Annotated in this window: 9 protein-coding genes; 2 read left to right on the top strand and 7 right to left on the bottom strand. The window is 35.7% G+C overall.

The features are described from left to right. Positions 1 to 99: 99 nt before the first annotated feature. From BN1066_RS09900 to sppA, 4 genes are all read right to left on the bottom strand, one after another. A complete protein-coding gene (locus BN1066_RS09900) occupies positions 100 to 1,113 on the bottom strand; it encodes a cytochrome d ubiquinol oxidase subunit II (RefSeq protein WP_077319286.1) in 1,014 nt (337 codons plus the stop codon). Next, the gene (locus BN1066_RS09895) at positions 1,110 to 2,462 is read right to left on the bottom strand and encodes a cytochrome ubiquinol oxidase subunit I (RefSeq protein WP_077319285.1); all 1,353 of its coding nucleotides are present in this window, start codon (positions 2,460 to 2,462) and stop codon (positions 1,110 to 1,112) included. Before BN1066_RS09895 ends, BN1066_RS09900 begins: the two co-directional genes overlap by 4 nt. A 926-nt stretch (positions 2,463 to 3,388) precedes the next feature. Next, positions 3,389 to 3,859: an RDD family protein gene (locus tag BN1066_RS09890; protein ID WP_077319284.1), complete on the bottom strand. Its 471-nt coding sequence runs from the start codon at positions 3,857 to 3,859 to the stop codon at positions 3,389 to 3,391. Between the two features lie 11 nt (positions 3,860 to 3,870). Continuing rightward, entirely contained in the window at positions 3,871 to 4,863 is a 993-nt protein-coding gene (sppA, locus tag BN1066_RS09885; RefSeq protein WP_077319283.1) for a signal peptide peptidase SppA, read from the bottom strand. A 433-nt stretch (positions 4,864 to 5,296) separates the two neighbouring features. Here sppA and pdxK point away from each other — a divergent pair, with 433 nt between their 5' ends. Further along, positions 5,297 to 6,103, top strand: coding sequence for a pyridoxine/pyridoxal/pyridoxamine kinase (gene pdxK / locus BN1066_RS09880; RefSeq protein WP_077319282.1), 807 nt, complete (start codon positions 5,297 to 5,299; stop codon positions 6,101 to 6,103). A 233-nt stretch (positions 6,104 to 6,336) separates the two neighbouring features. Here pdxK and BN1066_RS09875 read toward each other — a convergent pair whose 3' ends face one another. Beyond that, the gene (locus BN1066_RS09875) at positions 6,337 to 7,161 is read right to left on the bottom strand and encodes a DUF5915 domain-containing protein (RefSeq protein WP_077319281.1); all 825 of its coding nucleotides are present in this window, start codon (positions 7,159 to 7,161) and stop codon (positions 6,337 to 6,339) included. 379 nt (positions 7,162 to 7,540) lie between these two features. Here BN1066_RS09875 and BN1066_RS09870 point away from each other — a divergent pair, with 379 nt between their 5' ends. After that, positions 7,541 to 7,756, top strand: a complete 216-nt coding sequence (locus BN1066_RS09870) for a hypothetical protein (RefSeq protein WP_077319280.1) — start codon at positions 7,541 to 7,543, stop codon at positions 7,754 to 7,756. Between the two features lie 448 nt (positions 7,757 to 8,204). On the opposite strand, the gene helD is transcribed toward BN1066_RS09870, so the two are convergent. Next, positions 8,205 to 10,499 carry an RNA polymerase recycling motor HelD gene (helD, locus tag BN1066_RS09865; RefSeq protein WP_077319279.1) on the bottom strand — a complete coding sequence of 765 codons (2,295 nt, stop codon included), beginning with the start codon at positions 10,497 to 10,499 and terminating at the stop codon, positions 8,205 to 8,207. A 504-nt stretch (positions 10,500 to 11,003) separates the two neighbouring features. Then, complete coding sequence (locus BN1066_RS09860; protein ID WP_077319278.1) at positions 11,004 to 13,073, bottom strand: heavy metal translocating P-type ATPase; 2,070 nt, start codon at positions 13,071 to 13,073, stop codon at positions 11,004 to 11,006. Between the last annotated feature and the right edge of the window lie 222 nt (positions 13,074 to 13,295).

The following is a 13,295-nucleotide window of genomic DNA, read 5'->3' as shown; positions in this document are numbered from 1 at the left end:
CTTCTTCGCCCTTTCTAAAGAGCATATCTCCCAATCTTAAGGCTTAAGACCGAGGTAACTGACTTAGTATTCTTGTTCCTTTTAAGATACACCAATTGCTTATTTTTTCCCTTTTACATAGTCTGCGTCAAACAAGAACAGACGCAGTAGTAAAATTAATGAAGGGATTAATAGGAATAGACCTGCAATAAAAACGATGATTAGTGCAATTCCTGTTGATTCATGAGTTGCATTTTCATATACCGTTATATACGGATCTAAAATATATGGAAGATGACTTACACCATAGCCAAAGAAAGCAAAGAAAAATTGCAGCATCACACTAATAAACGCTAAGCCATATCGCCTTCCTTGATAAATTAACCACATGGCAATCATAAAAAATCCTACTGATAAGCCAAACATCCACCAATAATCAAACATATTTTGATAATGGCGTTGATTATGCTGACCTAGTGCAATAAACGTCGTCAATGCAGCAATAATCGTAGGTGTACCCCAAAATAATGCATATTTTCTTACAAGCTTTAATGCTTTAACGTCATTGGCCCTTGCTGCATAGAAGGTTAAAAAGGTTGCACTGATAAACAATACAGATACGATCGCAAGAAATACGACACTCCAAGAATACGGACTGGCAAATAATGCAAAGTAATCTAAGGAGACCGTTCCACTTTCTTCTTTAATAAATCCCCCCTCTGACAGCGTCAGTGCTATTGACAAGGAGGCTGGAATTAATAATCCGGTAGCACCGTATAAAAACATATAAACATTACTTTTCTTCGATCCATAATTTTCAAATGCATAAAATGACCCACGAATTGCCAGTAAAATAATAGCTATACTTCCGGGCACTAACAGTGCAGTACCATAATAGTAGGCAGAGTCAGGGAAGAAGCCAACGATACCGACGAAAAAGAACACGAAGAACACATTAGTTACTTCCCATACTGGAGACAAATATCTGGAAATTAATTGGTTAATAATATGATCTTTTTTTGTTACTTTCGCATAATATGCATAAAAACCAGCTCCAAAGTCGACAGAAGCAACAATCAAATAACCATATAAAAAGAGCCATAATACCGTAATCCCAATTATTTCATAACTCATTGATTATCACCCTTTTCTATGGACGGGTATTTCTTTTCCAGTTCATCTTCTACCGGATTATTTTTAAATAGCTTACGAAGCACGACTACTCCGATTACACCAAGTGTTATATAAAGTAATAAAAATAGGATAAACATCCACCCTACATACGGTGACGTCGTTGCTGCTTCTTCAACTGTCATATATCCTCGCAATATCCATGGCTGCCTTCCTTCTTCTGCATAAATCCAACCAAATTCAATTGCTAGCATTGCTAGAGGTCCACTTAAAATAAGCAACCACAGCATGAATTTATTATTTTCATTCCATCGTTTTAACTTTGAAAGGATAAGGTAAAGAAATGAAACGCCAAGCAAGAAGAAGCCAATAATTACCATTAAGTCAAACATATAGTGAATCCATAATGGAGGTCGTTCCTCTTCTGGAAATTCTTCTAGTCCAATTACTTCAGCATCAAAGTCACTAAATGCTAAAAAGCTAAGTAAACTTGGAAAACGTATTACTCCCGTTGGCTCATTATCTTCATTTAACCAACCAAAGAGAATTAAATCCGCGTTTTTCTCTGTTTCAAAATGCCACTCCGCAGCTGCCAGTTTTTCTGGTTGGTATTCGGCTAGGAATTTGGCAGAAACGTCTCCTGCTATTGCTGTAAAAATCGCAAATATGAATGTTAAGGTGACTGTTAGCTTTAATGCTTTTTTATGATATTCTCTTGTTTTCTTTCTTAGCAAACCAAATGCAGCAAATGCAGCTAAAATGGCAGCCACCGTTAAATATGCAGACGTCAATACATGAAAAACTTTTGTTGGTGTTGCCGGGTTAAACATCGTTTCCAATGGATTAATCGCTGCAAAGCCATTTTTGCCAATTTTAAAACCTTCTGGTGTGTTCATAAAAGCATTTACAGTTGTGATAAAGAACGCAGAAAGTCCACCGCCAATTACAATCGGTAATGAGAGCCACCAATGTGTCATTTGATTTTTAAATCGATCCCATGTATACATATAGATCCCTAAAAATATTGCTTCAAAAAAGAAAGCAAATACTTCCATAAATAGCGGCAAGCTAATTACATTTCCACCTAATTGCATAAATTCCGGCCATAACAAGGATAGTTGTAAACCGATAGCTGTTCCTGTTACTACTCCAATTGCCACAGGAATAATAAATCCTCGGGCCCATCGCCTGGCTAACATGATATAATGTGGATCTTTTTTCTTAATCCCAATAAACTCAGCAATGGAAATCATCAATGGGACCCCGACACCTAAAGTTGCAAAAATAATATGAAATACTAAAGTAATTGTCGTTAATAAACGACTCATTAAAACTGGATCTAAATCCATCATAACCGGCAATCCCTCCTATTTATCGGCATTCGCCTCTTGTTCAAAAGTGATCATTCAAACATTCATCAATTTATTTCCTTCAGCCTAATTTATATTAAGGAAAAGTTAATATTTAGTGATCAACTCACGTAATAATTAGTATAAACTATTTTCTAATAGAAAAGGACGAATTACCATGACAAAAGTATGACAAACCTCAAACAAAAATTTGTCTATTTATAATATTACATTCCCCACTATTGATAAATTACTCATGAAATTGAGAATTTCCCTAAAGTAACATAACTACATTGTAGTAACTTACATGGAAATAACAGGTAACAATACACCTATTTCATAAGTTTATCCATTGTCAATTACAGCGTTTCAAAAAAGTAGAACAAGCATTACTAAAGAAACTTGGATTGTATCCAAGTTCTGAAGATAGGTTGACTATCTAGCTTTGGCTCAATTAAAAAGTAAAATCGTTAAACTAACTTCTAAACGAAAATCTTATTCTTCATGTTGGAAAACTTGAAGGGAAATCAACCATTGTGCGCGTAACCTGTTAGAAATTAACATTTACTCAAGTTTCGTAACTCCATGCTAAAATAGTATCACGCATCTAAGATGTCATAAATCTTCCACTTATAGAGTATATGATGAAGTCTTAGTGGGAGATAACAGATATATGTCCGCTTCGTTCGCGTCTAAAGGACAGAGTTTGCTACGATAGCGATACAACGCGGTTTTCATGGACAAGGATAGCTACGGCAGCGATATCGCATGCTTTTTTTCAAGGACGCCCAGATTTTAGCCTTTGTTCTATAACTATCAGTAGGAAATGAAGGGAAGACCCTCATAAATCAAGTTTCATCTTTATTTTTAAAAAGCACATAAACAGAAAAGTGATACACACCGGTACTGTTTATGTGCTTATTATTAGCTTAATCAACAAAAACTACTCTTGTATTACCAATCATATCGTGTATTCCCTGTTTCTCTTTCGTAAAAGCAACAACGATATAAAGAACAGCTAAAAAGGAAAATACACGATGAATAAATCTACCTATTACCTCTCTAAATAATAAATCATTCCATGTTAACTTTTCTCCATCTTCTCGAATAACTTTAATTCCCATAATCATTTTCCCTAATGTTTGACCGAACTTTTTCGTCATAAGCAGGAAATATAAATAGAACATAATGGACGCAATAATGCCTGTTAACGTCCAAAATCCCATTTCAATAACTTCTCCATCATTAATGAATTTAAATGGGGTTAAAAGAATACCGTTAATACTTGCAACAACAATTAAATCCATAATATATGCCCAAAATCGCATCCAAAACCCAGCATATCTATATGTGTCACTGGTTATTTCCATCATTGCATTTTCAGCAGTAAGCTCACTCATTTTATCCCCCCTTAATTGGAATATAGGTACATGGCACGAGGAGCGTTAGACTCCCTAATTACATCCATGACGTTAAAAAGTTCTTTTTCTTTTGTAAATAACGAACCTAAAGATATGCCTAAATACTCTCTAAAGCCCATTGGTTCATTATATTTAACTACTTGAACATCATCAAGCTGATAATCTTTCGTCATATACGCAATCGTATCATCTAATGAACCCAGCTCATCGACTAATCCATTTTTCTTTGCCTGGCTACCAGTATAAACACGGCCATCTCCCAACTCTTTAACCTTGGATTCTGACATTCCCCTTCCATCAACGATAACCTTCACAAAATCATTGTACATATCATTGACCATTGTTTGTAAGATTTCTCTTTCTTCATTGGTCATCTTTCGTGAAAATGACATAATATCTTTATGTTTACCACTTTTTATCGTATTGAAATCAATACCCCATTTATCGGTTAATTCAGAAAGGTCATATCCTTCCATAATAACACCAATAGACCCGGTTAACGTTGCTGGATGAGCTATTACTTTATCAGCTGGCGCAGATATGTAATATCCCCCTGAAGCAGCAGTATTTCCCATAGAAACATAAATTGGTTTTTCTTTCTCTTTCTGGATTTCTTCTATTTTGTCATGAATTTCGTCACTTTCTACCACTCCACCGCCGGGTGTATTGATTCTAAGAATAATACCGTCAACTGACTCATCCTCCCCAGCTTCATTAAGCATTTCCAGAAACTGTTTATGATTATAAGAAGTTGTATTAACTAATGTACTAGGTGCTGTATCTTGAATAACTCCATCTAGATACAGAACAGCAATCTTATCTCCCATTCCTTCTTGTATGATCTCTTCTTCATACTTCTGATCCATTAAAGTAAACATGTCTGAAAAATTAGCAGTCGCAAAACTGCTGACAAACTGAAATCCAATTGATACAACTAATAATACTGTAGCAATAATGATTGCAAACCAGCGTTTTGTATTCACTTTACCGCCTCCACTTTTCCCAATATTTTTGAGTTATATAAAATAATACACTACTTTTTCCATTTTTCTCAAGGAAAGCTTATAAATTACATTATTGGCGATAATGAAAAAATTATGCTTCCTCTCCATTTTAGTTTTTGCTTTATATTTACAGTATAGTAGCGCTTCATTTCAAAGCATCTCTTGTAGCTTTTGATATATCTCTCTCAACTTTCAAGTGCCTGATGCAGCTTTTGGGAGTTCTGGCTAAACTTTATAGTGATCTCTCTTACTTTTCAACTTTTATAAATACTATCCTGCTCGTTCTTTAATCGTACTTCATTTAAAATCCGAAGTTCTGAATTAGTATCTATTACTTTTAATCTGAAAAATTCTGTTATATTCTATATAGAAAGAATATATATGAACAATAATTATGTTTGGAGCGATAGCTATGACAATGAAGAAAACCTTAACTCTAGCAGGTTCTGATTCCAGTGGTGGCGCTGGTATTCAAGCGGATCTAAAAACATTTCAGGAACACGATGTTTACGGCATGACAGCTCTAACCTCTATCGTTACAATGGACCCCAATGGTTGGGGGCATTGTGTTTCTCCTATAGATGTAACGATTGTTGAAAAACAATTAGATACTATTCTATCTGTTGGTGTTGATGCGATGAAGACAGGAATGCTTGGTTCTGTTGATATTATTGAATTAGGAGCTAAGAAAATTTCCGATTATAACATAAGAAATTATGTACTAGATCCGGTAATGGTATGTAAGGGTGAAGATGATGTGCTGCAGCCGGAGAATACGGATGCAATGCGTGAACTGCTGCTTCCTCATACAATCATTACAACTCCAAACCTGTTCGAAGCTGGACAATTAGCACAAACAGGTCGGATCAAGACGATGGAAGAAATGAAAACAGCTGCTGTAAAAATTCATGAGTTAGGCGCAAAAAATGTTGTTATCAAAGGTGGAACTGCTTTTGACCATGAAAAAGCTGTTGATCTTTTTTATGATGGACAAGAATTTATCCTATTAAAAAAGGAAAAAATCCAGACAACCTATAATCACGGTGCCGGTTGTACATTTGCTGCAGCAATTACGGCTAATCTCGCATTGGGAAACTCTGTAAAAGAATCCGTTATTGCCGCCAAAGAGTTTGTAACTGCAGCCATTAAACATGGATGGAAGCTGAATAAATATGTAGGTCCAGTTCGACACGGTGCTTACACTAAATTAATTGATTAAAAACCCAGCTGTCAAACTTATTATAGTTAGGAGAAATTATGCACATATTGAACGATCATTCCATTGTGTCATTCATTAAAGTTTGTAAAAAAGAGCTGTCTGAAAAGAGGTAATTCAGCTCGTAAAGTAAAAAAACTAACCCCAAGAATGTTGTTAAATCAGCATTCTTGGGGGTTTATTTAATTTGGTGCTAATTAGTCAAAAACGAACTTTTTAGACAACCCCTTTTTCAATTAATCGATCCCTAAACGTATACTTTCCCCATCGATTTCAACCGTCTTCATTACGGCTGTTTCACCAAATTTTAGATCACTTATTAATAAATTAGTTGTTAGTAAATCTTGAAATTGCTTAATGACATCCTTTATGGGATCACTTACATCAAAAGTAATACATACACGTTTATCAACTGGTAAATGTAACTCTTTTCGGTAAAGCTGCACAGCGCGTATGAGTTCGCGAGCTAGCCCTTCTTGCTCTAGCTCTTTCGTTATGACCATATCTAAGAGCGCCGTATAAGATTGGTTGGCAGCCATTTCTACTCCTGCTTTCGTAACCTGTTTCACGATGAGATCTTCTTCATCAAGCAGCAGAGATTCTCCTGAAGGTAAAGTTAGTTTACAGTCTCCTTTTACCATTTCAACTATAGATTCATCAGATAACTGTTGCAGCTGTTTTTGCACAAGTCCTGTCCGTTTTCCTAATTTTGGCCCGGCTGTAGAAAAGTTCAATTTGACTTCATAGTGAACTTGATCTTCAAGATCGCTTCCTAGATACACATGCTTAACGTTTATTTCATCTTTTATAATCCATTCATATTTTCTTGAAAACTGCACAGCCTCTTTATCTCCTATGACAGTCAGTGAAGCTAAAGGCTGTTTCGTCTTGATTTTGGATAGATTGCGGGCATGCCTTGCAAGTTCTACAACTTGAAGAACCCTTTCCATTTCTTGCTCAAGCTGATCATCTATACCCGCTTCATTATAGTTAGGAAAATCAGCTAAATGAACACTGTTACCGGTAAGCTTTACATGAATATCCTCTGTGATAAATGGAATGAACGGGCTCTTTTCTCAAAAATATTATAAAAGCCACTTGATTTTTTTTATAAAATAGTGTATTTTTTCATTAAGGCAAAATAATTCACCTAAGTTAATTAATATAGATTCGGTTAAATAATTCAGGAATAAAAGCTCAACCATAACATCTTCAAGAAAGTTATATCATTAAATAAAAGTGGAGTAATTAAAATGTAGAAGATGATTTCTCCTATTAGACTTTTTTGCAACATAGAACTTCAAGCAATCGACGGATAAATTAGTAGTTCGGGTAATTCAAAGACTCTTCCGGGGTGGTAGCCGGAAGAGTCACCCTTTATCAATATGAGTTATTAAACACGCTTTAAACGATCTAAATATAACAAAGGAGTTTATCCAATTGATTAGACGGATGCGTCAATCTTTAGAGTGGAATAGTAAAATAAGTTTACTAACCTTTGGAATGGTGTTTTTATTTTCATTCGTTTCGACGTTATTTCAAGAAGGAACAGGTTTATTGCTTAGTCTGTTTATCGTCTTCGTCTTTATAATGATTGGTATTATAGGTGATACAATTGGTCTTGCAGCATTTCATGCAATAGCAGCAAAAAAATAAAGGGAGCAAAAGAAGCAGCCTGTCGCTAAAACGGCTCCGATATTTTCCAGTTTATTTAACGATATCATTAGTGATATTGCTGGATCGTCAGTGGTGCAGCTCAACTGCTGTTGTTTTCCAATTAGCCAAACTGCTGAGGGTTCCTTTTATTTCATTTTTATATCCATTATTCTGACAAGCATTATTGCCGCTTTAACCGTTGGAGGAAAGGCAATTTGTAAAACGATTGCTATCTATCACTCTGCTAGGATACTGCTCTTTACAGGAAAATGAATCTACTATACAAAAAGTATAATATGTTTAAGATACATAAATTAGCAGCTTTCAAAAATAATCCACGATAGCAGTAGTCAACCATAGCAAGTTCCATATACCCTTTCCTAAAAATAACAATCACATAAAAAACAAGCGACTCTTTTTTAAAGTCGCTTATTTCTTTATATTATAACTATACTTTTATGGAATTATAGGTTGCTTTCGGAGCTTGTTTGATAAGCTCATTCGTTTGACCGGAAGTAATTAGACGAAGTTCATGCATGGCCCGCGTACAGGCTGTATAAAATAAAGTCTGATCTTCTTTTGGATAATGCTCAGCTGAAGCATCCGGAATCAACACAGCATCAAATTCAATCCCTTTTGCTAAATATACGGGTATAATTAATAGTCCTTTCATGAACGTGTACGTTTCTTCATTGATTTGACTAATTGTGATGTGGTCTTTTAATCGTTGATAGAATGTTTCACTTTCCTTAAGCGTTTTTGTTATGATGGCTATTGTCTCATACCCTTCTGCAAACAGCTCTCGTACACTTTTGATAAGGACATCCGTTATATCATTTTCATCCTCTACCTGCATCAGTACAGGCTTATTACCATTACGCTCAAATGGTTCTATAGCTTCCGTATAGGGAGCAAAATGCATGGTAAACTCGACAATTTGCTTTGTAGGGCGATAACTTTTTGTTAAAACAATTCGTTCCACATCCTGTTCATTTTCTGACAACAACGGATTCCCCTTAGACATATGAACATAAATAGCTTGATTACTATCCCCTAATAAAGTCATCCTGGTATACGGAAATAAGTGCTTTATATAGTCAAACTGAAAAGCGGAAAAATCCTGTGCTTCGTCTACAACAAGATAACGTACAGAGCGATCCACTTTATCACCTAGTAACTTACCTTTAAAGTAAGCGTATGGTGCTGCATCTTCCCAACGTAAATAATTAGACTGTAAATCAGTCCATGTTTCTTCAGCAATTTGCTTCCAACCATTCGGCATAGGTATATCTTTCTGCTGCCAATTTGTAAATAGTCGCTGATACGTCTTTCGTACATTTACAAATGCATATTGTTTAATACGATCCGTTAAGTTTGCAACCATTTTAGCTACTACTGCCTTACGTAGAATAAACTCTTCATCTACACCTTGTTTTTGAGATTGATAAAACGCCTTTACATATGCCTCTTTATTCAGTAATTCAATTTTTTCCCTTACCCAGTCTTTATGAATTTCTCCATCCTGAATTTGCTTCAGTTCTTTGATCAACCATTTCGCTACTAACTCCATACGATTAGCAAGCGAGATATGTTTCTCCAATGAATAGAAGTATTCCGCGATTGCTTCTTTAGTGATCACTACTTGCTTACGAAATGCAATATTTTTAAACTGAATTCCCGATGTATATAAAGAATCTAGATAATGATCGATAAGCTGTTTAAACATAAGTGATGATTTATATTCGATACTGCTTAAACGAATTTGATAATCGGCAGATGTTTTGTTTGTCAACAAATATTCCATTTGCGAAAACGGCGATTCAATAGAAAAGCCAACTCCTACTTTATCTTGTAAAAAATCTAAAAAAGTAGTCTGTTTTACATTTTCTTCACCAAGATCTGGTAAAACATTATTAATATAGCTGGTAAATAAAGGATTAGGGGAAAATAACATCACATTTTCCGGCTTGAGCATTTTTCGATAACGATACATCAGATAAGCGATTCGTTGCAATGCCGCAGATGTTTTTCCACTGCCAGCTGCACCTTGCACTAGTAACAACTTACTCTTTTCATTACGAATTATTTTATTTTGCTCCTTTTGAATAGTCGCTACGATACTTTTCATTTTTGTGCTCGCATTTGTCCCTAAAGCCTCTTGCAATAATTGATCACCTATCGTTAAGCCTGTATCAAACATCGCTTTAATTTCACCATGACGAATAATAAATTGCCGCTTCAAGGAAATCTCACCCGTGATTTTTCCTTCTGGAGTTTGATAGCTGGCTTGACCTAATCCATAATCATAATAAAGGCTGGATATCGAGGCTCGCCAATCATAAATGAGGAAATTTTCTTCATTTGCATCTTTTAATGAAGCAACTCCTATATATAGCTTGTCAATTTCCCCTTGATTATCTTCTTTGAAATCAACCCGACCAAAATAGGGACTATCCTCTAGCTTTTTTAACGTTTTTAACTCTCGGCTTAAACCGCCATGGATCGTTTCTTTTTGCGCTAGCAGCTCCGCTTGTTGTTTAATACTTGCTTCTGTTTCAATAACATCATCTGGCTCATCTAAGTTTACTGTCACATCGTCCCAAAACGTTTTTCGTAAATGAATTACGCTGTCTTTTAAATTTATTGCTTTTGCTGCAAGTTTTGCTTCTTTTTGTTGGATTTGTGATAAGACATCATTAACTCGCCGCTGTTCGGATTGAAAATCTTTCTGTTCTTGACTCATTTCATCAACCCCATTTCATTTTATTAGGCTTTTCATTGACTTCACTTATAAAGTTTGTTATAATAAAGTAGGATATTTATAAATACAAATTAAAGATAAAGACGGTTAAGCCTGTATAGCATAGCATGTTTTCCATGTTACTTCAACAGGTCTTTTTTCATTTCACAACATGTTAAAATGTGAAGTAATTTTATTGTTATATTTCTCATCTATACCCAATAATATGAGCCCTCCTACAAAATATATCCCCGCTCTTTTGATTTTCGGAAAAAAAAGCCGGCGTTGACTTATCGTTAGAAGAAGAGAAATTTGCTAGTTGATGAGCGCTAAAGCTAGACGGAATGCCGAAGCTACCTGCAAAAAAGATCCGCCATGTAAAACGGATTTCATTTCCATAAGTAAAAACCATACTGTTCTACACGTCGATCAATCCATGTTAACAGTACGGTTTTTCTATACTAGAAAAAATTCGGTTATTACCAATCTCTATTTGTTAAGAGCAAACTAAGCTTTCAGCAACTTCGCATTAATTGCGACAATTACTGTACTTAAACTCATCAAAATAGCACCTACTGCTGGACTGAGTACAATCCCAATTGGTGCTAATACGCCAGCAGCAAGTGGAATTGCGAATATATTGTATCCTGCTGCCCACCAAAGGTTTTGAACCATTTTGCGATAAGTCTTTCTTGATAGCTCCATTAGTGCTACAACATCTTTAGGGTTGCTTTTCACGAGTACGACATCAGCTGTTTCCATAGCTACGTCTGTCCCTGCACCAATGGCAATTCCTAAATCTGCCGTGGCAAGTGCTGGTGCGTCATTAACACCATCTCCAGTCATCGCTACTTTCCAACCTTTTTCTTTAATCTCTTTTACTTGATTTGCTTTATCATCTGGTAAAACTTCTGCATATACTTCATCAATGCCAAGTTGTTTTGCAACCCAATTCGCTACTTTGCGATTATCTCCAGTAAGCATAATCGGGTGAATATCTTGCTCTTTCAGTGCTACAATAGCTTCTTTTGCTGTATCTCGAACCATGTCCGCTAAAGCAATCATCCCGATCAGCTCTTCATCAACAAGTACAAACACAACTGTCTTCCCCTGTTCCGACATCTCACTAAACAGTTGTTGATCATAGTCTAACTGCTGATCATTTACATACTTGGGACTAACGACATTTACCACTTTTCCATCCGCTTTTCCTTGAATGCCTTTTCCTGTAATAGACTGAAAATCTGTAACCTTATGGATGGTTACTTCTCTATCCTTTGCACGTTGAACGATTCCAGTGGCTATTGGATGCTCCGAATTTTGTTCAATGCTTGCTGCATACGAAAGTACTTCTTCTTCACTCTTCTCGTTCATTGGAATAATATCAGTTACGCCAAATTCACCTTTCGTCAGCGTTCCTGTTTTATCAAATACTACCGCATTTAAATTCCTTGCACTTTCAAAGTTAGCGCGATTTCGGATTAATAAACCTTTTTTAGCGGAAATAGATGTAGAAACCGCTATAACTAGTGGTGCTGCTAACCCTAACGCATGTGGACATGCAATAACCATGACCGTAACCATTCGTTCCATAGCAACATCAAAAGGTTCTCCAAGTGATAACCAAATGACTAATGTAACAAAACCGGAAAGTAAAGCAATATAGAATAACCATTTTGCTGCCCTATTTGTTAAATCTTGTGTTTTCGATCGTGATTCCTGGGCTTCTTTTACCATCGTTATCACTTGAGATAGAAATGATTCCTCTCCTGTTTTTTCTACTTGTATCGTAAGGGAACCTTCTTTATTAACGGAACCACCAATTACAGAATCATCTTCAGCTTTTTCGATCGGGACAGATTCACCAGTAAGTAACGATTCGTCTACTGCAGATTTACCATCAATAATCGAACCGTCAACTGGTATTTTTTCTCCAGGTTTTACTAATACTCGATCCCGACTCTTTAATTCAGATAAAGGAACATCGTGTATATTTCCATTTTCATCTAATTTATGCGCTTCATTTGGCATTAATTTAACAAGCTGTTCTAATGCATTTGAAGCGCCCATTACGGAACGCATTTCCACCCAATGCCCAAGCAGCATAATATCAATTAGCGTTGCTAGCTCCCAGAAGAAGTCTTTCCCTTCCCAGCCAAATACAGTAAGAGAACTGTAACTGTAAGCAACTAAAATTGCTAAGCCAATTAACGTCATCATTCCAGGGTTTCGCTCTTTTAATTCACTAATTGCTCCCGTCAGAAATGGCCAACCACCATAGAAAAATATAAACGTAGATAAGGCAAAGAGAATATATTGGTCGTAAGGAAATCTCCATTCAACTCCAAGAAAGCCTTGAATCATTGGGGATAAAGCAAGGATTAGAACCGTAATAATTAAAGATATAAAAAATCGTTTTTTAAAATCATTTACCATATCTCCATGATCATGCCCTCCATGATGGCCATGTGAATGTCCGGAATGTCGATGATCATAGTGCTTATGCTCTTCATGGTTGTGATTATGATCGCTATGCTCATGATGTTGATGATGATTGCCATGTTCTTCATGCTTCATATCATACCCTCCTATTTTCTTCCTTACTGAATTACTTCTCGCCTTTATACTATACCCCCATATGGTAATTTTAAAACGATTTTAGTAAAACAGATAAAAATTATTTAGAAAAATCATTAAACGTTCTAACTTCAAGTATGTTTTTTTAGAAAAACTTGGCTTGTCTCAAGTCTTTATAGCGAAAACTACCGTTTTCTTATACGATAAAGCCTAAAGTTATAT

The sequence above is a fragment of the Virgibacillus proomii genome, assembly GCF_900162615.1.
Taxonomy (GTDB): domain Bacteria; phylum Bacillota; class Bacilli; order Bacillales; family Amphibacillaceae; genus Virgibacillus; species Virgibacillus proomii.
Note: the sequence above shows the minus strand (reverse complement) of the source record. Positions and strands in the feature narration are given on the sequence as shown.

Excerpts from the sequence above, each read along its gene's own strand:
- BN1066_RS09900 (WP_077319286.1), bottom strand. The coding sequence starts at position 1,113 with ATGAGTTATGAAATAATTGGGATTACGGTATTATGGCTCTTTTTATAT.
- BN1066_RS09895 (WP_077319285.1), bottom strand. The coding sequence starts at position 2,462 with ATGATGGATTTAGATCCAGTTTTAATGAGTCGTTTATTAACGACAATT.
- BN1066_RS09890 (WP_077319284.1), bottom strand. The coding sequence starts at position 3,859 with ATGAGTGAGCTTACTGCTGAAAATGCAATGATGGAAATAACCAGTGAC.
- pdxK (WP_077319282.1), top strand. The coding sequence starts at position 5,297 with ATGACAATGAAGAAAACCTTAACTCTAGCAGGTTCTGATTCCAGTGGT.
- helD (WP_077319279.1), bottom strand. The coding sequence starts at position 10,499 with ATGAGTCAAGAACAGAAAGATTTTCAATCCGAACAGCGGCGAGTTAAT.
- BN1066_RS09860 (WP_077319278.1), bottom strand. The coding sequence starts at position 13,073 with ATGAAGCATGAAGAACATGGCAATCATCATCAACATCATGAGCATAGC.